We start from the raw sequence: 21,984 nt of genomic DNA on the forward strand, positions 1-21,984 counted from the left end.
GATAATATTTTGTTAGTGGTATCTTAGGGGGCAAGGTAGCGTGATGGAGAGCTTTTTTAATGTATTAGAGGATACGAAAGAGAAGCTTGGACGGAAACTGCAGAGAAAAGAAGTTGACTTTTTGCAATGGATGTATGAGCGCTATCAGGAAGAAGAAAAAGAAACGTGTAGATGTTTAAAAATAGAAAACATCAATTGATAAAAGTCTTGGAACTCTTTCCAGGGCTTTTTGTTAGCCAAATTTTTGTACTTTATGAATGTATAAGTGCGTTCAAAAAACCAGCAAATTAGAAACAAGAAGGTCGAGGCATGAGAGTTTTGAGGGCCGGAACGTATGCCCTTAATACGTGAGGACCGGAAAAACCGAGTAACGAAAAGATTCGCCGTTTATCATTTGCTGGTTTTTTGAACAACCTCTATAAACCTTTTTTAGTAGATAGGTCACACATGTTATACTAATACAGGTAAAGTTTGAAAGGGAGTGATTCAGTGGCGATTCCAAATGAAACGATACTTAAGAAAATGATGCATGAGTTGCAGCAAGCACAATTAAGCCAGTCTAATCACAGCCAAATGGTGAGACATATTGAAAATGTGAGGCTTTTAAGTGATTTAATAGTAGACGATGGGCATGTTGAGCAGCAGGAAAGATCGAGAAGCCCGAAAGCTATTTCTGATGATGAAATGAAAGCAATGTTTGGTAGTGGTACAAGCTCTAAGAAAACAAACGAAAAACATGAATCAGAAGCGGAAAGAGACGACGCAAATGGAAAGTCTATTTTTGACTTTTAAAATAAAAAAGAGGTGTTTTGATGAAATTATTTCTTATTCTTGGTGTAATAAATGGATTTTTAGCAGTAGCATTAGGGGCGTTCGGTGCTCATGGTTTAGAAGGTAAAATTTCAGAGAAAGCAATAGCTACGTGGGAGAAAGCTGTTACCTATCAAATGTTTCATACAATGGCCCTGTTTGTAACTGGATTACTTTTAGCGAAGTTCCAAAGTGGAGGAATGCTCTTTGCAGGATGGATGTTCTTTGCGGGGATCATATTATTCTCAGGAAGCCTGTACATCTATTCAACAACTGGAATTAAAACATTCGCGATGATAACACCAGTTGGTGGAGTAGCTTTCTTAGTTGGCTGGATTCTGCTTGGTTATGCGATTTCGAAATATTTATAAATGCGTGTTTAAAAAGGTGCCAAATTAGAAACAAGAAGTTCGAGGCGGTGTAGTCTTGAGGACCGGAAAGACAAGCAAAGCGGAGAAATTCGCCGTTTATCATTTGGTGACTTTTTGAACAACCTTTATAAATGGAATAAGATATAGGTCATAAAAATAAAGAGTAGCAAAGCTTGTGCAAAATGCTTGAAAGCCTTGTTTCTATTGTGAGTATTAAGTTCGATCATAGCCTCACAACATAGTCCACATCCGATTAAGTAGATAATAACAACAGCTAATAATATAAATCCCTTAACCAATACAACAATCCCAGCAAATATAGCTAAGATAAGTGAAATTAACTCTAATCGGACGAATTTTTCATATGGATGTCTCATTGTGATCCCCCTATAGAGAAAAAATAAAAGAAGGATGACATATATAAGAATAAAGATCCCACCGTACAATGCTGTGGATCGATTCCGTATAGGTCATCCTTTTTATGGTTACATAGTGAAACTGTAAAATTTAAGGTTGGTTATACTATTTTCGCATGCATTTAGTTTTTTACCTTGGTGAATAGTCAGTCATTTGAGTAGATCCGTATGGATAGGTATAGTTTATTTCTCCTTCAAACGTGATGTAATCTAGGTACACCATCAATAAAAGATAACGCTTATTCGTCTGTGGATCACTTAATATAATATGATCTCTTCCAGCCGCCTCAATAATTCCCTTGAAGACCTTCGCATTCCATTCCTTGTTATTTTCAAATGTCATATAAACAGTTGCTTTTTTACCTTTGTTTAACCGTAAAATGTTTTCAATGTAGGATTGTTCCATTGGTAGCATGCCAGGTATATCTGGTGGACCTTGCTGTTGCATCCCTTGCTGCATACCAGGCATATCCGGCATACCAGGCATACCAGGCATGCCGGGCATCCCTTGCATATCTTGCTGTGACTGTGGTTGCTGTTCTTGACGATAATCGAATCCTGGATAATAGGCTGGGGATGCTTGAGGATAATAATAATACGGGTATCCTTGATATTCACTCATAGACAATAACCTCCTAATGATTAATTAAAAATTAAAAAACTGCCGGACATACGGATGCATCTGGGGCATAAAAACAATGTGATTTAAAGCGACCAACATTCCATTGATCATACCACTGGGCAGGGCAAGCCCCTTCAGGTCTAAAGAATCAAAGAGAATTTGTAGCCGGGTGATAACGTTTACCGCTAATTACCTTTCGAGCCAAATTCTTATCCAGTTCCCTGGCACGTTGATAAAAATAACCTTTTTGCGTTGCTTCAAATCCGCCTGGACTTTGAAATACCATATCTCGAATGGTAGTAAGTTAGGTGAAGTCTAAACAATTGGCGACAACTCGATTTACCCCCACATTTCCAACCATCAGCATTCCTAGCTTTCCATCACCCTCTGCCTCAGCTCGCATTAACCTCGCCAGTAATGCCACACCTTTATCGGTGCGTTTGATTCTGGGCATTAGGGTCACCTCTCTTCTGGGTACTTATTTATTATATGCAGGTTATTCTATGTTAGAACTTAGGCGATGTTACCAGACAAACCGTTAATGCTATTGAAAATAACAAATATGACCCCACTCTGGCGTTAGCATTCAAATTATCTATAAATCTTAATACCAAGGTAGATAAGTTATTTATTTTTGAGGAGGAAACAAAATGGAATTACAAAAGCTGGATCAAATGGAAAAAAACCCTCACAGGAAAAATGGTGTCATAAATAAAAAGTTGGTTTATAAAGTATGTACTATTGCTCTTATTACTTCTGGTTATGACTTTGCCACTAAAGGGCGGGTGTTTTTGCGAGTGGTGTAAAGTGTTGGATAGAAGTTGTCCTAATGATTTTGCATTAAAAGCCCTTCGTAAAACCCCCGAATTGGAAAATATTTATTTATAGTAGTAATCACATGCCCCTCAAAGCACCAAACAGGGCTAGAGGGACATGCAGTTCAACCTATTTACTGTGCAGTCAACCCGCCATCAACAACAAACTCAGACCCAGTACTATAACTTGACTCATCCGAAGCAAGATACAAAACAAGACTCGAAACTTCTTCCGGCTTCGCTACTCTTTTATTCGGTATATATTTTGCAAAATCATTAACTACATCTTTTGAATCTTCCTGTGCTATCATAGGTGTTTCAATAACTCCCGGGTGAACAGAATTTGCACGAATTCCATAATGAGCTAATCCAAGAGCTGCAGCTTTTGTCATACCTCTTACAGCAAATTTTGAATCGGTGTATCCAATAGCGCCACCGACAATGCCATTGATAGATGAGATATTTACAATCGAACCGCCATCGCTCTTTTTCATGGAAGATATAACTGCTTTCATTCCGAGAAATACGGATACCTGGTTAATGTCGATGATTCTTCTGTATTCTTCTTCAGTCGTTTCTTCAATTGATTTATTCACACTGATGCCAGCATTGTTGACCAATACATTAACTGGACCAAATGCTCCTTCGGCTACGGCAACGGCTTCTTTCCAGTTTTCTTCTTTTGTAACGTCAAGCTTGATGAATTTGGCATTTTCTCCTAGTTCTTGAGCTAATGCTTGTCCTTCACTTTCAAGTATATCTGCAATCATTACTTTAGCGCCTTCTTCAACAAATAAACGAGCGTGAGAAGCTCCCATTCCTCGTGCTCCACCTGTAATTATTGTTACTTTATCATTTAATCTATTCATGTGAATTCCTCCCTGTACTGTTTAATAATTTTTATTTTTCCTATCTTGGATGCCTCTTATTAATTTCTGCTGAATCGTTAAATATTGATTAATTTCTTCTTCGGTAAGAACCTCAAAATGTTTCGTAAACAATTTCTGTCCAATTGCCTGTGCATCTGTCAAAGCTTTTTCACCGGCAGAAGTAATTTTTAACCGGCCTGTTCTGCGGTCATTTTCATCATACAATCTCTCAGCAAGGTATAAATTAGTAAGCTTCGTAGCAATATTTGTCATTGCTCCCTTTGTATAACCTAGCGTTTCAGCTAATTCGACATGTTTTTGAGGACCTTTCAGCTTCAATTCAGCTAATACAAGAATTGGCGAAATCCCAAGCGGGTATTGAAATGATTCTGTGAATCTTATAATGTTTTCGTTATTCATCTTTTCAATCGCTTGAATAAGTTTAAAAATATTTGTCTCTCTCAAAAGATCCTCTCCAATTGGCAAGAAATTAATGGAGCATAATTGATCCACCATCAGCCATGATTGTCTGTCCAGTAATATAGTTTGAATCCTCAGAAGCAAGAAAAACTGCAACACGGCCGATATCTTTTTCAGTATCACCAAAACGACCCATTGGAATTTTGCTTTTAACTGCTTCATAGTATTCCGGCTGTTCTTTTGACCATGCCTCAACACCAGGTGAATTTGCCAATGGGCTGATGATATTGACATTAATGCCGAAACTGCCCCATTCATTTGCAGCTACACGTGAAATACCGCGGATTGCTTCCTTTGCAGCAGCATAAGCAGCTTGTGTTTGATGCCCATTCAACCCTGAACCGGATGCAAAATTAATGATGTTTCCCTTTGTTTCTTTTAAATAGGGAAGTGCAGCCTGCATTAAATAGAAGGTCGGATAGAATCCAGTGCCAAAAGATAAATCCAGATCAGCCTGTGTAGTTTCTTCGATTGTCGCCTGTTTGGATGCATGTGCATTATTTACCAGCACATCAAGCTTTCCGTATTTTTCAACCACCATTGTTATGATTTGTCCAAGGTTTTCCCGGTCCAATAAATCAGCTTGAAGGAACATGGATTTAGGAGAAATAGTCTGCAGTTCCTTTTCCATTGCTTTTCCTGTATATTCGTTCACATCAACAATAGCAGCAATTGCTCCTTCTTTAACCATTGCCTTGGCCATAGCGCTGCCAATTCCGCCGGCACCGCCAGTAATAATGACCACTTTATCCTGTAATTTACTCACTATTATCATCTCCTTGAAAAATGGTTTAATGTTAAACTAACTTATAATTAGTTTAACGCTAAACTATATTTTTTGAAAGAAAAATGTCATAGGAAATTGTTTACGCATATTTCAAAATTTAATCCCAATAATAAAGGGGAACTGACTGATGAGGCTGAGAAGAATGAGAATAAATAAGATAGAGTAAGTCATAAAAAGACCTGCCCTAAAAAAAGGCAGGTTTCTTCATGTAAGTGTTCAGTATGATGGAGAAACATACAAAGTAACATATCAATTAACAGACCAAATCGCTAGTGATTTGGTCTCTTTTTCAATGCCTTCTTTATTTTGAACCTGTTGTGTATTCCTAAAATAAAGATTGATAATTTTTTTTCAAAATTTTACCCACAAACTAATCTTTAATTAGCAATCCCATTAGGGTTGCAAATTGAATTGCTTGATAAGTAGATACTTTGCACCCTTCTAAATCGTACAAAGATACAGTAAGTGCTGCAAAAGTAGAAGAACTAATATCTATTCCCTTTAGTGATGTTTTTTCAAAGTTTGTTTCATCAAGATTACATAATTGAAATTCAACCCTTTTAAATTTACAATCATAAAAGTCCGAACTTATTAATGAAGCATCTTGAAATATTACTTTTTCCAGCTTTGAATTTCCGAATGCCGCCAAGTTTAATACGGAATTATCAAACCTTACATTTCCAAAGCGAGATTCTGTAAAATCCACACCTAATAATTTGCAATTTTTAAATACAACCCTGTGAATGGACGACTTGCTCAATTTGGCATTGGATAAATCACAGTTTTCAAAACATACATCTGTAATATCAATGTTCATAAAATCTGTATTATTGAACCTACAATTCTTAATCACCATATTAGATAAGCGTACTCTATCCAAAACTTCATTTTCGAAAATAGAGTCAATAATTATACACATTTCTAGCTCGGGATCTTCTTCATAAAAAATATCTTGGAAGTTTCTTGCAGGTAATTCTTCTGCAATTTTTGGTAAATCAATTTTCATATACATACCTCTCTCGTCAAATAATTTAGTTAGAGAGTCTCCTTAAAGACCAAAGCAGCGGCTTTTTTTCTAATTGAATTAAGGTCTGGTTAATATAGTTAATAAACAAAAACCATTATGTTAACTATAGCAATATTAGTTTTTAAAAAAAGACTATATTTTTTAAAAAACTTATGTACAATCTCGGATGTTATTTCGATTTCGAACAAAATGTTCAAGTCAATAAGTGTGACCTAGCTTCAACACCTTTGCTGTTCAGCAATCTGGTGCGCGACAAGTCTGTTATAAGCGCTTTACAGCGTGAAAATACAGGTAATTAATATAAAACAATTTCAACTTTACAACAGAGGATGGGAATGACGGAACCAAGTTTCCTGAAACTATTCCGTCAATACTCCTGTATGCTATCAAGACTGACAGGTCTTGCGGTTTGAAGCACAGGTGGAGTCGGCAGAACGACGGCTGAGGCCATTCCCTTGGAAAAGGTATTCCAACCGATATGCCGCATGAATGAAAAACTAAAATGCTTTCCTATCTTCATAAAAAAACGCATCAACATGTATCCATGCTGATGCGTTAACTATTATACTTGAAGAAATGCTGCTAGTTTTTCATTTGGTAGATGGTTTCCAACGAAAAATTCGCCAAACTCACCATACTTTGCGCTAACCTCGTCAAAACGCATTTCATAGACAATGCGTTTTAGTTCGATTGCGTCGTGTGCAAATAAAGTTACGCCCCATTCCCAGTCATCAAATCCAAATGAGCCTGTAATGATTTGCTTGATCCGGCCTGCGTATTTTCGTCCAGTTTTGCTGTGTTCATATAATAATTTCGCGCGGTTTTTAAAATCTAATGCATACCAATTTTCTTCACCAGCGCGGCGCTTGTTCATTGGATAAAATGAAATGTAATCCCATTTTGGTAAAATCGGTTTTAAGCGTGCCTGTGTTTCTGGCAATGTTTCAGGATCGACATCTTTTTTCTGTGGGAAATATTTCGAAAGCTCTACAACCGATACATAGGAATAAGATGGTAGTAGGAAATCAGCGAACTTTGTCTTGTTAAAGGCCGTTTCTACCTCGTTCAACTCATCCATTGTTGGGCGCAAGATCATCATCATAATATCAGCTTTTTGACCAACAACCGTGTATACAACATGACTACCTTGTTTTGCTTCTTCAACAGCATCCCATTTTGCCAAAAGGGCATGTAATTCGTCGATTGCTGCTTGTCGTACGTCATTTGGAACCATTTTCCAAGATGCCCAATCAATACTACGTAAATCGTGCAGGCAATACCAGCCATCCATGGTTTCTACTGCTTCTGCTGCTGCCATTATCTATCGCTCCCTTATGCATTTAATTATCATCTTATGGCTTTACTATACCATATTGAGGGAATAATAATCATGGACAAGGGATTAGAAAAAGGCGAATTCACCATTCTGTCAAAGTTAAGTGGATTGCTTTTCATGTATCCATTATTGCATTATCATGAGACTAGATGTAAATAGCCGTGGAGGTGCTAAAAAATGAGTAATTTTTTTGAAGAAATAAAAACAAAATTGGAAGGTACTAATAGATTTATTGTTTTTCCAGAAGGAACCGACGAGCGAATTTTAACTGCAACAAGCCAGTTAGGTGTTGCAGGAATTTTAACACCTATTCTAATTGGTAAAAAAAGCGAGATTAAAAAACGGGCAGAGGAAGTTGGTGTAGATGTTTCTTCGTGTAAAGTCATGGACCCAGGTGAGTTCGAGGAATTTGATTTAATGGTCGAAACGTTTGTTGAGCGCCGTAAAGGAAAAGTATCCGAGGATGAAGCACGAAAAATTTTGGTCGATGAAAATTATTTTGGAAGCATGCTTGTCTATATGAATCAAGCAGATGGACTAGTAAGTGGGGCCGCCCGTTCTACTGCAGATACAGTTCGTCCGGCATTACAAATCATTAAAACAAAAGAAGGTATTAAGAAAACGTCGGGTGTATTCATCATGGTTCGTGGAGATGAAAAATATGTTTTCGCTGATTGCGCCATTAACATTGCACCAGATAGTCAAGATCTTGCAGAAATTGCGGTCGAAAGTGCTGTGACAGCTGAACTGTTTGGTGTGGATCCGCGCGTAGCAATGCTAAGCTTTTCAACAAAAGGCTCTGCGAAATCAGATGAAACAGAAAGAGTTGCCGATGCCTTACAAATTGCTAAGGAAAAAAAACCCTCACTTTTGATAGACGGAGAATTCCAGTTTGATGCAGCATTTGTACCAAGTGTCGCTGAGAAAAAGGCACCAGATTCACCTTTAAAAGGAGATGCGAATGTATTTATTTTTCCAAGTCTTGAAGCTGGAAATATCGGCTATAAAATAGCGCAGCGCCTCGGCGAATTTGATGCGGTTGGCCCAATTTTACAAGGATTGAATCGACCAGTTAACGATTTATCACGCGGTTGCAGCTCAGACGATGTGTACAATTTAGCATTAATTACTGCGGTTCAAGCGAAATAATGAGTAGAAGCTTGTGGGGTTATGGTCTGGCCCTGCAAGCTTTTTTAATTGCCTGGATGAGCGTTGATATCCTCCAATGATCGTTGATAAAGCAAAATAAGTGTTGATTTCTATCACAGCACAGAAAGACAATTCCTCTCTATTCAAGAGTTCCATCACAGCATCCCAGCTATCTTTTCATTCCGCTTTTTCATCTGCTCCAACCGTTTTATAAAATTTTCTTGTTCTCGCTCAGAAAATTCAGTAGTGATAATGTTTTCACTTAAGTCCTCAAGTGTCGCATAAACGCGCTTTTTCATTTCCGGCATGGTAATTTTCGAAGGCAACAATTCCGATAATGATGCCATCGTCCCTGGTACCACTTCAGGAAAAGAGAAATTTGTTTCCGCATCTTTCAATCCAATTTCGTAAAAATCACGAATCAATGCAGCACGTTCTTGACCGTGACCTTCAACATCCAAATAAATCTGTATTGCTGCTCCATCCTTGACCCGGCGCTGTGAAATCCCGGCGAACTTTTTCCCACCAATACTTAAATCATAATCACCCGGACAGTAGGACCCGACAATTTCATAGGCTTCAATTTCATTCGTAAGGTCGGCTAACATATACTGGACAAAACTCACCATGGCTTCATAGCAGGCATGGATAGGTAAGTTTTTCATGTCCGGCAGAACCAAGGATATGTTAAGTACGCCGTCGTCAAGCGCGACAGCAAGTCCACCTGAATTACGGACAACAGCATGGTATCCACGTTCTGATAAAAGGCCAACACCCTCTTCAATAAAAGGTAAACGAGCATCCGGAATGCCAAGAACTACAGTGTGGGGATGAACCCATAAGCGTATTGTAGGTGCAGACTCGTCGTCTCCAACAGAAAGTGCCAACGTATCATCAATTGCAAATGAAGTTAAGGCAGTAATTTTTTCATTATAAAATTTTGTTTCATTCGATTGATCCATGTAGCGAAATGTTGGATGGTGTATGATTTCTTTCCAAGATTGCATGATTTTCTCCCTTTTTAATTGTTGGTATTTATTATATACTATAACAAATTGTCGAATAGAACGGGTTGTGAAAAAATGGCGTATAAAGATGAACAATTGAATGAGGAAAAAGTTTTTAAAGATCCGGTTCACCGTTATATTCATGTGAAGGATCGAGTTATCTGGGATCTTATAGCAACACCAGAGTTTCAGCGATTACGCCGTATTAAGCAACTTGGAACAACGAACCTGACATTCCATGGGGCGGAACATAGTCGTTTCAATCATTCATTAGGTGTATATGAAATCGTTCGGCGAATTATCAACAATTTTGAGGATAAGCCGCATTGGAATAAAGATGAACGATTATTATGTCTTTGTGCAGCTTTGTTGCATGATCTAGGACATGGCCCATTTTCACATTCGTTTGAAAAAGTATTTAAGCTTGATCATGAATATTTTACTCAGGCAATTATTGTTAACAACACGGATGTACATACCATTTTAGAACGTGTTTCAAAAGGGTTTTCACAAAAAGTCGCGGATGTTATTGCAAAAACATATAAAGATAAATTAGTTGTTAGCCTTATTTCTAGTCAAATCGATGCTGACCGGATGGATTACTTACAGCGTGATGCCTATTTTACTGGTGTAAGCTATGGCCACTTTGATATGGAACGAATTCTTCGTGTAATGCGACCGATTGATGATCAGGTAGTTATTAAATCTAGTGGAATGCATGCAGTAGAAGACTATATTATGAGTCGCTATCAAATGTATTGGCAAGTATATTTTCATCCTGTAACACGAAGTGCAGAAGTTATTTTATCAAAAATTCTTCATCGTGCAAAGGTTTTATATGAGACGGATTACACGTTTAAGCTTGAGCCGGTCCATTTTATTTCCTTCTTCAATGAAAACGTTGTGTTAAATGATTATTTAAAACTCGATGAAGCCATTGTTTCGTATTATTTCCAAGTTTGGCAGGATGAAGACGATGATATTTTGCGCGATTTGTGTGAACGGTTTATGAACCGCCGACTGTTTAAATATATTGAATTTAATCCAGACAAGCAGATGAATAAGTGGATGGAACTTCATAAATTGTTCCAAGAAGCGGGAATTGATCCGGATTATTATCTTGAAGTCGACTCATCATCTGATCTACCATATGATTTTTATAGGCCAGGTGAGGAAGAAGAACGTCTTCCTATTCATTTGTTAATGCCAAATAATGAGTTGAAAGAGCTGTCCCGTCACTCCGATATAGTAGAATCGATTTCTGGAAAAAAACGTACAGACCATAAGCTTTATTTTCCAGCTGATTTTTTAGAAAATCTTAACGAAAAAGACTCGAGTAAAAAACGTATTATGGAACTTTTATATGACCAAGGAGCGAATGAATAATGTTAACAAATCATGCGAAATTAATGCATTTTTTCGATGTGGCAAAAGAGGTTACTGGCCGGAAAAAACTCCAAAAAATGATTTTCATTTTACAAAAGTGCAAAGTTCCATTTGAAGAAAAGTATCAATTTCACTTTTATGGACCGTACTCAGAGGAACTTACGCTTCGAACAGAAGAACTTTGTAATCTAGGGTTTATCGATGAAGTGAAAGAAGATAAAAGCAATTATTATCAATATAATTATACAATTACTGAAAATGGAAAAGAGTTCCTAGAACAATTCACACTAAATATGCCTGAAATTGAAGGAAAAGTTGAACTGTTAAAGAATAGGAGTTCACGCTTTCTAGAGCTTGTTTCTACGATGCTGTACTTTGATAATCAATCACGCGATGAAATAGTTGAAAAAGTTCACACAGTTAAACCCAAACAAAACTTTACTGAAGATGAAGTGAAAGAGGCATGGGAATTTATTGATGATCTAAAACAAAGTCCACTAAATTAAAACAGACTATTAGATTAATCAAAAAATAATAAAATTCGTATCAAGTGAAAAGATAAAATCACTTATGCTACAATATACGCAGAAGCTTTTAAGGAGGTCCCTTGAATGAGTGAAGATAAGCCTAAAAAGAATACGAATCCATTTACGATACTTAAAGATGACTCGACTGACGGACATGGTGGTTACGGTGTTGGTGCGATAAGTCTTGAAAATATGTCTCCTGTCATTGTTGATCCAAATGAAGACCGCGCATTTGTTGATATGGGAGCGATGCACGCCCGAAGTGAAATCGAACGACGAGTGAAGATTTTACCGAACAAAGATGAAGTTCCAAATGGTAAGTTATACTGGATTGTTTGGGTAACCGTTGAGAAAAGCGAAAATGGTCCCTTTTATGCTGGTGTTTGTGGAAGTGAGATTCGCGTCGACCGCTCCATTAAACGTGCGTATAAATCAATGCCTGAACATGTAACACATATGGATAAATCATTAAAAGGCAAAATTATGCTTGAGCATATGGATGATCATTCGAAAAAATTACTGAAGGATTTCCTTGTCGATTTTAATGAGGAAATGTGGAACAATTCAAGCCGCGAACTAAAAGAAGTGCTTCCAAAGTAATGAACAATTTGTGAACGAATCATGAACATTAGTCGAAATTCTTGTACTTTTAGACAATAATTTGTAAAATATGTATACATGGACTTTCACATGTTTGCTAGGACAAAAAAGAAGCCGACCACTGGTAAGACGGACATCTTACCAATGTGTCGGCTTTTTTTATTTAGGCAGTTTTCTAAAAGATTATTGTTTATGACACAAAAGATATAAACAGCGACGTAAGGGCTCTGTCTGGTGGTCGGACAATCGTTCCGGAAATCCACTTCGCTTTCCGCGGGCTCGCGCTGAGCCTCCTCGCGAGCAAAAACCGCTCACTGCGGGGTCTCAACGTCTTCGCTTTCCCGCAGGAGTCTTCGTGGATTTCCTTCACTAGGGCTAGGCTTAACAATTCAATCTATCTGATTGTAGCCAGCAAATTATGGTAGTTGTTTGGAGCGGAGGACCGTTGACTCCTGCGGGAACAGCACGTGTCTGAAGACCCTGCAGAGTGGGTTTCTCGAGGAGGCTGAAGCCGTGCCCGCGGAAAGCAACGGTCCGCAGCGGAAAACAACCAGCAGTAACTTCGCATTGTATTCCAGAGATGTATGTTACGTCGCAGTTTATATCAACTTCGGTGGTATGAGCAACAAATTATAAGAAAACAGCCTTTTATTATTAATCTCAGGCTAGAACAAATAATCAAAGATCTTCTCAAATACACCTTTTTTATGTTCATCTTTAGCAGGTTCTTTTTCTTTATTTTTTCCATCACCATCTTCAGGTAAATGTTCTTCACAATGTTTTGCTGGTACATTCCCTTTTTCAAAATACATGAGTGTACCGTTTGGACAATAGGAGGTTGCTACACCACCCGATACGGGATCAATCCATGCCCCGACAACCCCATCAGGAACATCGGTATCAGCCTTAGGTAACTCCTGATGTGCAGCATCCATAAATCCAGCCCATATCTTTTTGGCATATCGATTTTCTTCCGTCTTTACTAGGTCACGATTATCATCATATCCATTCCAAACACCTGTAACTAAATTAGGGCTAAATCCAATCATCCAGCTGTCTGAAGCTGTAGTTCCAGACTTTCCAGCATAGTCTCGCGTTATGCTATCCGCAACCAGTGAACCTGTGACAGACATATACCCGTCAAGCGAATGGTCGAACATACCTTTCATGAGATCTGTTAAGATGAACGTTGTTTCCTTATCTAAAAGTTGTTTTCCTTCTTCTTTAGGAGATTCATATACGATATTCCCGTTACGATCAACAATTTTCCTTATTGTATGGCTTTTAATCTGTTCCCCTCCATTTGCAAGAATGCCATATCCTGTGACCATGTCTTCAACCGATACCGATGCAGTTCCTAGAGCAAGCGAGGGTACAGGTGGTAATTTACTATCAATCCCAAATTTGCGTGCTGAATCGACTAGTTTGTCCACACCCAAGAAAAGACTTGTCTTTACCGCGTAAACGTTGTCAGATAATGCTAAGGCTTGTGCTAAAGTAATCGGTTTATACGCGTAATACCCATTGTAGTTACTTGGCTGATAAACCTGCCCATCCGAAAGTTCAAATGCGGTTGGTTTACTCATCAACATTGTTGCTGGTGTATAACCATGTGTAAGTGCTGTATAGTACAAAAAAGGTTTAAAGGTGGAACCGGCCATGCGCTTTGCCTGAATTGCCCGGTTGAATTTACTCTCGCTGTAATCGCGACCACCAACTAGTGCACGAATTGCCCCGTTTTCTGGATCCATCCCAATCGCCCCGATTTGAATATCGCTTGCGGGATTAATCGTTTCGGAAACTTCCTTTTCTAGTTTTTGTTGCATCCCAACATTAAGTGTTGTATAAATTTTGTATCCGCCAGAACGAATTTTCTCCCTGTCAAGCTCTAATTTATTAGCGGCCTCCAGTAAGACGGTATCTTGAAAATAGGGAGCGACAACTTTCTTTATATGCTCACTTGGCTCTGCATAATTCAATTTTGCATGCGTTGCTAAGTAATATTCCTCTTCACTTATTGCTTCTTGTTCCTTCATTTCATAAAGAATCTGTTTCTGTCGTCGTGTTGCATTTTCCAAATTGTTAAAAGGGGAGTAATAAGTCGGCCCTTTCGGAATTGCAGCAAGCATAGCAGCTTCAGCCAATGTTAACTCATCAGCTGATTTACTGAAAAAATACCTGCTTGCAGCCTCAATTCCATATGCACCGTGACCATAATAAATCGTGTTTAAGTACCCTTCTAAAAGTTCGTCTTTTGAATAATACATTTCTAGACGTACGGTATAAAAAGCTTCCTTTAGCTTACGTGTCCATGTTTTTTCAAAGGATAAATACAAATTTCGGGCATATTGCTGTGTAAGCGTGCTTGCCCCTTCTGATAAGGACATATTTTCTAGATTTTTCAGGACTGCACCAGCAATTCGGGAGTAATCAAATCCATTATGTTGGTAAAATTCCTGATCCTCAATAGCAAGGATAGCCTTTTTAACATATGGAGACATTTCGTCAAGTTCCACCCAATACCGACTCTCTGCGCCTTTTTCCTCACCAATTACTTTATCTGCAGCACTATAGTATATCGTGTTTTGTTCTGCCTTTAGTGGTGGTGGGCCCATAAGAAAACTTGTCAAATAAATCCCGGCAAAAGAGACAACAATAAGAAAGGCAAATCCGATCAATCCACTTAAAAGCTTATATTTTAAGATGAAACGTTTCATAGGCATTTGGCTCCAATTTTTTGACTTAAAGTGTGTGTGTATAAAAAGTATAATTTCCATCATGCATTATTCTCATTATGGGAAAAGATAGAATGAAATAAACTCACTATAAAAAAATATCGAAAAGTCCTTGCTTTTTTGGTGAAATTCACTATAATTTTACTGTTTCATATGATCGGAAAAGGAGATGTAGTAATGGGTATCTGGTTTACCGAAAAACAAACTGCTAACTTTGGTATTACAGCAAAAGTTAATAAAATTTTAGTTGCGTTAAAAACGGATTTTCAAGATTTAGAAATGCTTAATACAGAAGAATGGGGCAATATGCTTGTTCTAGATGATATGGTTATGACAACGGAAAAGGATGAATTTGTCTATCATGAAATGGTTGCACATGTGCCACTTTTCACGCATCCAAATCCGAAGCGGGTATTAGTCGTTGGTGGTGGTGACGGTGGTGTGATTCGTGAAATTCTTAAACATAAATCAGTGGAAAAAGCGACTTTAGTAGATATAGATGGAAAGGTAATTGAGTACTCAAAAAAATTCTTGCCGTCAATCGCAGGTTCATTGGATGATCCGCGTGTAGAGGTTTTAATCGATGACGGGTTTATGTATATTGCAAAAAGCGAGCGTGAATTTGACGTAATTTTGGTTGATTCAACAGAGCCTGTGGGCCCAGCAGTGAATTTATTTTCCCAAGGCTTTTATGCTGGCATTTCCCGAGCGCTTAAAGATGATGGGATTTTCGTTGCACAAACTGACAATCCATGGTTTAAGGCAGATTTAATTCATCAGGTCTTTCATGATGTGAAAAATATTTTTCCCGTGACAAAGTTATATACAGCAAACATTCCAACCTATCCAAGTGGACTTTGGACATTTACAATGGGTAGTAAAATTCATAACCCGTTAAAAGTTAAAGAAGAACGATTTACAGAAATTGAAACGAAATATTATACGCCAGAACTTCATTTTGCATCGTTTGCATTACCGAAGTTTGTGAAAGAATTGACCGAATAGAAAAGGGGGTGCCACCATGCGTTTTGATGAAGCATATTCAGGAAAAGTTTTTATCATGTCGCGCGAAAATTTCGATGAGGCTAGTGCGGTGATTTATGGAATGCCAATGGACTGGACGGTTAGCTTTCGTCCCGGATCGCGTTTTGGCCCAGGTAGAATCCGGGAAGCATCCATTGGTCTCGAAGAATATAGCCCATACATGGACAAGCATTTAGAGGAAGTGTCTTATTTTGATGCGGGTGATATTCCCTTGCCATTCGGGAATGCTGAACGCAGCCTCGCTATGATTGAAGAATATATCGGCAAGCTTTTGGATTTTGGAAAATTTCCACTTGGCCTCGGCGGGGAACATTTGGTGACATGGCCAGTGGTAAAGGCTATGCACCGTAAGCATCCAGATATGGCTTTCATCCATATTGATGCACATGCAGATTTACGTTTGGAATACGAAGGAGAAGTACTTTCGCATTCAACTCCAGTTCGGAAGATTTGTGAATTGATTGGCCCGGAAAATGTGTATTCATTCGGGATTCGTTCTGGGATGCGCGAGGAATTCGAATTTGCTAAAGGGAGCGGCATGCACATGTCAAAGTTTCACGTTGCAGAGCCATTACGGAAAATGTTGCCGTCATTAAGTGGACGCAAGGTTTATGTAACAATCGATATCGACGTACTTGATCCAGCCTTTGCGCCAGGAACTGGAACGGCCGAAGCGGGTGGAATTTCTTCCAGTGAACTAGTAGAAGCAATTCAATTAATTTCAGATTCTGACGTACAGGTGGTTGGTGCTGATTTAGTCGAAGTCGCGCCAGTTTATGATCCATCTGAACAAACCGTAATTGCAGCAAGTAAATTCGTGCGGGAGATGCTGCTTGGTTGGGTGAAATAACTAATACCAATAGAAATAATTTACCCTTTATATTGATATCACCCTTCATTTATCGGTATAATGAGGAATTATAGGAGTTATTCAGGAGCGATAAAAGAATGGAAGCACAACATCGATCTGTATCAGGTTCCCTTCATATGGATATTACTGATGGAAGCGAAACCGAAAAAGTGACAACCCATTTCACGGGCGACTTTTATCGCCGTAATAACGTGGATGTCATTACGTTTCAGGAAAAAAATGACCAACTTTCGATAAAAAACTTAATCACGATACAAGATGATAAAGTAAGTATCAAACGAACAGGCGATATCAAAATGTACCAACAATTTCGTGTGAATCAACCGACAGAAAATGTTTATAAGCATTCACACGTAACTATACATATGGAAACGTACACACACAAACTTGGATACCAGCCACTAAATAGCAGTGGTACAGGGAGACTATCCATCGCATTTACCGTGAAATTAAACGGGCAAGAAGAACGTAACCATCAATTGACCCTACTAATGAAGGAGGATTCCAAGTGAATATACTTGCACAAACAGAAGAAACGTTAAAAGAAGAAATAGTAGCAGCTGTCTTAGCAGCGAATCTTGCCAATGAAAGTGAATTACCACCCATTATTTTAGAAAAACCAAAAGATAAAGCACATGGAGACTTTGCCTCTAATATTGCGATGAAGCTAGCACGAATTGCAAAAAAAGCGCCACGCAAAATCGCCGAGGAAATTGTCGCTTCACTAGACAACACGAAAGCTCAGGTTGAAAAGGTAGAAATAGCTGGACCAGGGTTTATCAACTTTTTCATGAAAAGTAATTACCTTGGAGAACTAGTTTCAACAATCCTTGAAGCTGGTGATGACTACGGTAAAACAAAGACAGGCCAAGGCGCGAAGGTACAGGTTGAGTTTGTTTCGGTTAACCCAACTGGTGACCTGCATCTTGGACATGCTCGTGGTGCTGCATTTGGTGACGTGCTATGCAATGTTTTTGATGCATCTGGCTTCCATGTAGAACGTGAATATTACATTAATGATGCTGGTAATCAAATTGATAAACTGGCATTATCCATCGAAGCGCGTTATTTACAAGCGCTTGGTAAAGACGTTGATATGATAGAAGATGGCTATCATGGAGCAGATATTATCGAGGCAGGTAAAAAGTTGGCGAAAGAGACTGGAGAAAAGTGGGCTAATACCAAACGAGAGGAACGTCTTCAGTATTTTAAAAAATATGGACTAAGCTATGAGATTGGCAAAATTGAAGAGGACCTCGCAGATTTTCGTGTAGTTTTTGATAACTGGTTCTCTGAAACGTCTTTATATACAGAAGATAAAGTGACAAAAGCACTCGATATCTTAAGGGAAAAGAATTACATGTACGATAAAGATGGTGCGACATGGTTCCGTTCAACAGATTTTGGCGACGACAAGGACCGGGTGTTGATTAAACAGGATGGAAGTTATACCTATTTAACACCGGATATTGCGTATCATAAGGATAAATTTAATCGTGGCTATGACAAAGTAATTAATGTGTGGGGGGCTGACCATCACGGTTATATCCCAAGAATGACTGCAGCAATTCAAGCACTTGGATACGATAAGGAAAACTTTGAAGTGAAAACAATCCAAATGGTGAGCCTGTTTGAAAACGGGGAAAAGGTAAAAATGAGTAAGCGGACTGGGAAAGCCGTTGCGTTGCGCGAGTTAATGGAAGAAGTAGGAATTGATGCGGTACGCTATTTCTTTGTTACTCGTTCAAACGATTCACAGCTTGATTTTGATATGGACCTTGCTCGCTCAGAATCAAATGAAAACCCAGTTTATTATGTTCAATATGCGCATGCAAGAATTTGTACCATGCTTAAGCAAGCAGAGGAAAAGGGTTTTACAATTGGAAAAGATTTCGACGCCTCCTTGTTAACGGCTGAAAAAGAAACAGACTTGCTGAAAAAATTGGGCGAATTCCCGCAAACAGTATCAGATGCGGCAATCAAACGCACACCACACAAGGTAACGCAGTATGTTTTTGATTTAGCATCCCTTTTACACAGTTTTTATAATGCTGAAAAAGTATTCAGTGATGATCAAGAGTTAACGAAAGCAAGATTAGCTCTAATGAAGGCAGTTAAAACAACAATTGCCAATGCACTTAAATTAATAGGAGTTACAGCACCAGAAAAGATGTAAAACAATACAAAAAAATCCTAGCATAGATGAAATGCTAGGATTTTGTATTATTTTAGGCTGCTTCTACTACTTGTTTCATAGCCTTCATTTTTCCAAGGTGCTCATTTTCATGCATGATTAACATGTCAACTATATCGCCGTAAGTTTTGAAATTTCCAAATGGCAATGTATAAGGTAAATCTTGTTTAAAAAATTCATCTGAAAGCTCATTGATACGAGTTTGTTGTTCTTCTAAATGGTTAACAAGCACAGAAATAGTCGGAACTTCTCCGGTCCAGTTAGCTGGCTTTGTTCCAGATTTAAATAACTCATTAAACTCTTCAAGAAAATTCGCGGATTGTGAAGCGTGTCCGAATAGTAACGCTTCAGCAGTTACGAGAACATGTCCGACATGCCAGTGTATGTTATTATTAAATTGTTCAGGCTGGATATCGGCTGTTTTTTCATCAAGATCTTTTACAAAGGTAGAAAATGAATTCCTTGTTAGATTAAAAAGATTTGGCATCTAAAACCCTCCACGTTATAAGTACTTCACATTAACTATAAGTATAATTGGTTTAAATGTAAAATTGCTTGATTTTATGAATATCGGGGAGGGGAAACTAGACTTAAACTTTTATGCCAACTGGTTTAATTAAGTAAAATAGTATTGACTGAATGATCATTCATCTTTATTATAAGTAATATAGCATTAGAACAAATATATTTTTCTGGAAAATGCAATCGCTAACATTTTTCGGTATACTAGAATAAAAGGGGGAGCGGAAAGTGGATACATTTTTACTTCTTAATATGGTAGCCTTCATAGCTATCGTCATCTATGGCTTGTATTTATTCGTTAAAGTTATAGCAACTCGTGTAGCTTACATTAAACTTGGTAAGAAATCAGAGTTTGATGGTGACTTTAAAGAACGCTTTCGTCGAATTGGTAAAATTGTTTTCGGCCAATCAAAGCTGTTAAAGGATAAAAAGTCTGGAACCATTCACGTAATGATGTTCTATGGTTTCCTACTCGTTCAATTTGGCGCGCTTGACATGTTTGTCAAGGGGCTTGCGCCAGGAAATCATCTGCCATTTGGGCCTTTATATCCTGCTTTTACATTTTTTCAGGAATTGGTAACCCTAACGATATTAGTAGCTGTTATTTGGGCATTTTATCGTAGGTATATTGAGAAAATAGTTCGCTTGAAGCGTGGCTTTAAAGCAGGACTCGTATTAATTTTTATTGGAACATTAATGGTATCCGTTTTATTAGGAAACGGGTTTGCAATGATATGGCATGGTCATGCGGCCACATGGACAGAACCGATTGCTAGTTTAGTAGCGCTCGCATTTGGGTGGATAAGCCCGGCAGCCGCTATGGTTTTATTTTATGTTGCCTGGTGGGTGCACGCCGTGACTATTTTGACATTCTTAGTTTATGTTCCACAATCAAAACACGCACACTTGCTTGCAGCACCAATAAACGTATTTTTAAGCAAACGTGTACCCGGTAAACTGAAAAAGCTAGATTTTGACATTGATGAAGATGCTGAAGAAAGTGAAGAAGAAATTTCATTTGGAGTAGGAAAAGTAGAAGACTTTGAGCAACATCAAATGATAGATTTCTATGCTTGTGTAGAGTGTGGGCGTTGTACAGATGTTTGTCCTGCATCAGGATCAGGTAAAATGCTGTCACCGATGGATATCATGGTAAAAGTCCGCGACCACCTGACCGCAAAAGGTGCAGCTATTACTGGGAAATCACCATGGGTTCCTTCTTATGCATTTGCAGGGACATCTGGTAACCAATTAGCAAGCATGACACAAAGTGGTGACGAACAAAAAGCAGAAAATAATATGGCAGACATTAGCCTAATTGGTGATGTTATTACAGAGGAAGAACTTGCCGGTTGTACAACATGTCGCAACTGTGAAGAAGCTTGTCCTGTTATGAATGAACATGTCGGTACGATTATTGATATGCGTCGTTATCTTGTTATGACAGAAGGTAAAATGGATCCAGAAGCACAGCGCGCTGTGACGAATATTGAACGTCAAGGAAACCCTTGGGGATTGTCGAAAAAAGACCGTATTAAGTGGCGTGAAACGGATGAATCGGTCCATATTCCAACTGTTAAAGAATTGAAAAAGGAAGAAAAGGATTTTGAATACTTATTCTGGGTTAGTTCAATGGGTGCTTATGATAGTCGTAGTCAAAAAATTGCGATTGCATTTGCGAAACTAATGAATCAAGCGGGAATCAGCTTTGCAATTTTGGGTAACAAGGAAGCAAATTCTGGCGATACGGCTCGCCGTATTGGGAACGAGTTTTTATTCCAGGAAATCGCTGAGAAAAACATTAAAGAATTTGAGAAAAATGGTGTGACCAAAATCGTTACAATCGACCCTCATGCATACAATATATTTAAAAATGAGTATCCTGACTTCGGATACGAAGCAGAGGTTTACCATCATACACAAATGATTTATGATCTCGTAATGAATGGAAAGTTAAAACCGCGTGGTGAAATTAATGAACGATTGACCTATCATGATTCTTGTTATTTAGGAAGATATAATGGTGTTTATGATCCACCCCGTGAAATACTCAACTCGATTCCAGGTCTTGAATTAGTAGAGATGGATCGTAGCCGCGAAAATGGAATGTGCTGTGGAGCTGGTGGTGGCTTAATGTGGCAAGAAGAGACAACTGGTAACCGCATTAATGTTGCAAGGACAGAGCAAGCAATGGCTGTTGAACCAACTATGATTTCAACCGCATGTCCATATTGTATGACCATGATAAGCGATGGTACAAAAGCAAAAGATGTAGATGAGGATATTAGTACACTGGACGTTGCTGAAATTCTAGCATTATCAGTATTTGTTGAAGAAAAAGCTAAAACAGCTTAAACTAATAGAGAGGTAGATTAATACCTCTCTTTATTAGGGTATTAATATTGAGCGAGCGTTC

The 21,984-nt window shown here is 38.3% G+C and carries 23 protein-coding genes and 2 pseudogenes; 14 read left to right on the top strand and 11 right to left on the bottom strand.

All coding sequences use genetic code 11. The features are described 5' to 3' along the window. Window positions 1-40 precede the first annotated feature (40 nt). From CFK40_RS20880 to CFK40_RS02860, 3 genes are all read left to right on the top strand, one after another. Window positions 41-199: a hypothetical protein gene (locus tag CFK40_RS20880; protein WP_161493811.1), complete on the top strand. Its 159-nt coding sequence runs from the start codon at window positions 41-43 to the stop codon at window positions 197-199. 290 nt (window positions 200-489) lie between these two features. Then, window positions 490-792, top strand: a complete 303-nt coding sequence (locus CFK40_RS02855) for a YwdI family protein (RefSeq protein ID WP_089530582.1) — start codon at window positions 490-492, stop codon at window positions 790-792. 20 nt (window positions 793-812) lie between these two features. Continuing rightward, on the top strand, window positions 813-1,181 hold the full coding sequence (locus CFK40_RS02860; RefSeq protein WP_089530583.1) for a DUF423 domain-containing protein: 369 nt from the start codon (window positions 813-815) through the stop codon (window positions 1,179-1,181). 125 nt (window positions 1,182-1,306) lie between these two features. On the opposite strand, the gene CFK40_RS02865 is transcribed toward CFK40_RS02860, so the two are convergent. The 3 genes and pseudogenes from CFK40_RS02865 to CFK40_RS02875 form a co-directional block, all read right to left on the bottom strand. Beyond that, window positions 1,307-1,558 carry a hypothetical protein gene (locus CFK40_RS02865; protein WP_089530584.1) on the bottom strand — a complete coding sequence of 84 codons (252 nt, stop codon included), beginning with the start codon at window positions 1,556-1,558 and terminating at the stop codon, window positions 1,307-1,309. Between the two features lie 169 nt (window positions 1,559-1,727). Beyond that, the gene (gerQ, locus tag CFK40_RS02870; protein ID WP_089530585.1) at window positions 1,728-2,219 is read right to left on the bottom strand and encodes a spore coat protein GerQ; all 492 of its coding nucleotides are present in this window, start codon (window positions 2,217-2,219) and stop codon (window positions 1,728-1,730) included. A 31-nt stretch (window positions 2,220-2,250) separates the two neighbouring features. Next, window positions 2,251-2,673, bottom strand: a pseudogene (locus CFK40_RS02875) (cell wall hydrolase). A 68-nt stretch (window positions 2,674-2,741) separates the two neighbouring features. Between CFK40_RS02875 and CFK40_RS21215 the strand changes: the two are divergent. Both CFK40_RS21215 and CFK40_RS20885 read left to right on the top strand, forming a co-directional pair. Continuing rightward, window positions 2,742-2,870, top strand: a pseudogene (locus CFK40_RS21215) (helix-turn-helix transcriptional regulator); the annotation flags it as partial. Further along, a complete protein-coding gene (locus tag CFK40_RS20885) occupies window positions 2,870-3,025 on the top strand; it encodes a hypothetical protein (protein WP_161493812.1) in 156 nt (51 codons plus the stop codon). The pseudogene CFK40_RS21215 and the gene CFK40_RS20885, both read left to right, overlap by 1 nt. 143 nt (window positions 3,026-3,168) lie before the next feature. On the opposite strand, the gene CFK40_RS02885 is transcribed toward CFK40_RS20885, so the two are convergent. The 5 genes from CFK40_RS02885 to hemQ all read right to left on the bottom strand — a co-directional run bounded on the left by CFK40_RS02885 (window position 3,169) and on the right by hemQ (window position 7,515). Next, on the bottom strand, window positions 3,169-3,903 hold the full coding sequence (locus tag CFK40_RS02885) for a glucose 1-dehydrogenase (RefSeq protein ID WP_089530586.1): 735 nt from the start codon (window positions 3,901-3,903) through the stop codon (window positions 3,169-3,171). A 21-nt stretch (window positions 3,904-3,924) separates the two neighbouring features. Further along, window positions 3,925-4,368 carry a MarR family winged helix-turn-helix transcriptional regulator gene (locus CFK40_RS02890; protein WP_089530587.1) on the bottom strand — a complete coding sequence of 148 codons (444 nt, stop codon included), beginning with the start codon at window positions 4,366-4,368 and terminating at the stop codon, window positions 3,925-3,927. A gap of 25 nt (window positions 4,369-4,393) precedes the next feature. Then, window positions 4,394-5,149: an SDR family NAD(P)-dependent oxidoreductase gene (locus tag CFK40_RS02895; RefSeq protein WP_089530588.1), complete on the bottom strand. Its 756-nt coding sequence runs from the start codon at window positions 5,147-5,149 to the stop codon at window positions 4,394-4,396. Between the two features lie 391 nt (window positions 5,150-5,540). Further along, entirely contained in the window at window positions 5,541-6,176 is a 636-nt protein-coding gene (locus CFK40_RS02900; RefSeq protein WP_089530589.1) for a pentapeptide repeat-containing protein, read from the bottom strand. A 583-nt stretch (window positions 6,177-6,759) separates the two neighbouring features. Then, window positions 6,760-7,515, bottom strand: a complete 756-nt coding sequence (gene hemQ / locus CFK40_RS02905) for a hydrogen peroxide-dependent heme synthase (protein ID WP_089530590.1) — start codon at window positions 7,513-7,515, stop codon at window positions 6,760-6,762. 195 nt (window positions 7,516-7,710) lie between these two features. Between hemQ and pta the strand changes: the two genes are divergently transcribed. Next, window positions 7,711-8,682, top strand: coding sequence for a phosphate acetyltransferase (gene pta / locus CFK40_RS02910; protein ID WP_089530591.1), 972 nt, complete (start codon window positions 7,711-7,713; stop codon window positions 8,680-8,682). 155 nt (window positions 8,683-8,837) lie between these two features. On the opposite strand, the gene CFK40_RS02915 is transcribed toward pta, so the two are convergent. After that, on the bottom strand, window positions 8,838-9,689 hold the full coding sequence (locus CFK40_RS02915) for a lipoate--protein ligase family protein (protein ID WP_089530592.1): 852 nt from the start codon (window positions 9,687-9,689) through the stop codon (window positions 8,838-8,840). A gap of 75 nt (window positions 9,690-9,764) precedes the next feature. Here CFK40_RS02915 and CFK40_RS02920 point away from each other — a divergent pair, with 75 nt between their 5' ends. The 3 genes from CFK40_RS02920 to CFK40_RS02930 all read left to right on the top strand — a co-directional run bounded on the left by CFK40_RS02920 (window position 9,765) and on the right by CFK40_RS02930 (window position 12,202). Continuing rightward, entirely contained in the window at window positions 9,765-11,075 is a 1,311-nt protein-coding gene (locus tag CFK40_RS02920; RefSeq protein ID WP_089530593.1) for an HD domain-containing protein, read from the top strand. Further along, window positions 11,075-11,581, top strand: a complete 507-nt coding sequence (locus CFK40_RS02925) for a YwgA family protein (protein WP_089530594.1) — start codon at window positions 11,075-11,077, stop codon at window positions 11,579-11,581. The genes CFK40_RS02920 and CFK40_RS02925 overlap by 1 nt, the downstream gene beginning before the upstream one ends. 105 nt (window positions 11,582-11,686) lie before the next feature. After that, window positions 11,687-12,202 carry a YwhD family protein gene (locus CFK40_RS02930; RefSeq protein ID WP_089530595.1) on the top strand — a complete coding sequence of 172 codons (516 nt, stop codon included), beginning with the start codon at window positions 11,687-11,689 and terminating at the stop codon, window positions 12,200-12,202. Window positions 12,203-12,867: 665 nt separating this feature from the next. Here the strand turns inward: CFK40_RS02930 and CFK40_RS02935 are convergent. Continuing rightward, window positions 12,868-14,919 carry a transglycosylase domain-containing protein gene (locus tag CFK40_RS02935; protein WP_089530596.1) on the bottom strand — a complete coding sequence of 684 codons (2,052 nt, stop codon included), beginning with the start codon at window positions 14,917-14,919 and terminating at the stop codon, window positions 12,868-12,870. A gap of 195 nt (window positions 14,920-15,114) precedes the next feature. Here CFK40_RS02935 and speE point away from each other — a divergent pair, with 195 nt between their 5' ends. The 4 genes from speE to argS all read left to right on the top strand — a co-directional run bounded on the left by speE (window position 15,115) and on the right by argS (window position 19,028). Next, a complete protein-coding gene (gene speE / locus CFK40_RS02940) occupies window positions 15,115-15,942 on the top strand; it encodes a spermidine synthase (RefSeq protein WP_089530597.1) in 828 nt (275 codons plus the stop codon). Window positions 15,943-15,958: 16 nt separating this feature from the next. Next, window positions 15,959-16,831, top strand: a complete 873-nt coding sequence (gene speB / locus CFK40_RS02945) for an agmatinase (protein WP_089530598.1) — start codon at window positions 15,959-15,961, stop codon at window positions 16,829-16,831. A gap of 98 nt (window positions 16,832-16,929) precedes the next feature. Further along, window positions 16,930-17,364: a YwiB family protein gene (locus CFK40_RS02950; RefSeq protein WP_089530599.1), complete on the top strand. Its 435-nt coding sequence runs from the start codon at window positions 16,930-16,932 to the stop codon at window positions 17,362-17,364. Next, the gene (gene argS / locus CFK40_RS02955; RefSeq protein ID WP_089530600.1) at window positions 17,361-19,028 is read left to right on the top strand and encodes an arginine--tRNA ligase; all 1,668 of its coding nucleotides are present in this window, start codon (window positions 17,361-17,363) and stop codon (window positions 19,026-19,028) included. Before CFK40_RS02950 ends, argS begins: the two co-directional genes overlap by 4 nt. Before the next feature lie 52 nt (window positions 19,029-19,080). Here the strand turns inward: argS and CFK40_RS02960 are convergent, their stop codons facing one another. Next, complete coding sequence (locus CFK40_RS02960) at window positions 19,081-19,533, bottom strand: DinB family protein (RefSeq protein WP_089530601.1); 453 nt, start codon at window positions 19,531-19,533, stop codon at window positions 19,081-19,083. Window positions 19,534-19,796: 263 nt separating this feature from the next. Between CFK40_RS02960 and CFK40_RS02965 the strand changes: the two genes are divergently transcribed. Next, complete coding sequence (locus CFK40_RS02965) at window positions 19,797-21,923, top strand: heterodisulfide reductase-related iron-sulfur binding cluster (RefSeq protein ID WP_089530602.1); 2,127 nt, start codon at window positions 19,797-19,799, stop codon at window positions 21,921-21,923. The last annotated feature ends 61 nt before the right edge of the window (window positions 21,924-21,984 follow it).

Origin of the sequence: Virgibacillus necropolis (genome assembly GCF_002224365.1) — a bacterium.
GTDB classification, from domain to species: domain Bacteria; phylum Bacillota; class Bacilli; order Bacillales; family Amphibacillaceae; genus Virgibacillus_F; species Virgibacillus_F necropolis.

Coding starts and splice junctions, on each gene's coding strand:
- hemQ (WP_089530590.1), bottom strand. CDS start 7,515: ATGGCAGCAGCAGAAGCAGTAGAAACCATGGATGGCTGGTATTGCCTG.
- CFK40_RS02935 (WP_089530596.1), bottom strand. CDS start 14,919: ATGAAACGTTTCATCTTAAAATATAAGCTTTTAAGTGGATTGATCGGA.
- CFK40_RS02885 (WP_089530586.1), bottom strand. CDS start 3,903: ATGAATAGATTAAATGATAAAGTAACAATAATTACAGGTGGAGCACGA.
- gerQ (WP_089530585.1), bottom strand. CDS start 2,219: ATGAGTGAATATCAAGGATACCCGTATTATTATTATCCTCAAGCATCC.
- CFK40_RS02865 (WP_089530584.1), bottom strand. CDS start 1,558: ATGAGACATCCATATGAAAAATTCGTCCGATTAGAGTTAATTTCACTT.
- CFK40_RS02925 (WP_089530594.1), top strand. CDS start 11,075: ATGTTAACAAATCATGCGAAATTAATGCATTTTTTCGATGTGGCAAAA.
- CFK40_RS02950 (WP_089530599.1), top strand. CDS start 16,930: ATGGAAGCACAACATCGATCTGTATCAGGTTCCCTTCATATGGATATT.
- CFK40_RS02915 (WP_089530592.1), bottom strand. CDS start 9,689: ATGCAATCTTGGAAAGAAATCATACACCATCCAACATTTCGCTACATG.
- CFK40_RS02930 (WP_089530595.1), top strand. CDS start 11,687: ATGAGTGAAGATAAGCCTAAAAAGAATACGAATCCATTTACGATACTT.
- CFK40_RS02960 (WP_089530601.1), bottom strand. CDS start 19,533: ATGCCAAATCTTTTTAATCTAACAAGGAATTCATTTTCTACCTTTGTA.
- speE (WP_089530597.1), top strand. CDS start 15,115: ATGGGTATCTGGTTTACCGAAAAACAAACTGCTAACTTTGGTATTACA.
- CFK40_RS02860 (WP_089530583.1), top strand. CDS start 813: ATGAAATTATTTCTTATTCTTGGTGTAATAAATGGATTTTTAGCAGTA.
- CFK40_RS02900 (WP_089530589.1), bottom strand. CDS start 6,176: ATGAAAATTGATTTACCAAAAATTGCAGAAGAATTACCTGCAAGAAAC.
- pta (WP_089530591.1), top strand. CDS start 7,711: ATGAGTAATTTTTTTGAAGAAATAAAAACAAAATTGGAAGGTACTAAT.
- CFK40_RS20885 (WP_161493812.1), top strand. CDS start 2,870: ATGGAATTACAAAAGCTGGATCAAATGGAAAAAAACCCTCACAGGAAA.
- speB (WP_089530598.1), top strand. CDS start 15,959: ATGCGTTTTGATGAAGCATATTCAGGAAAAGTTTTTATCATGTCGCGC.
- CFK40_RS02920 (WP_089530593.1), top strand. CDS start 9,765: ATGGCGTATAAAGATGAACAATTGAATGAGGAAAAAGTTTTTAAAGAT.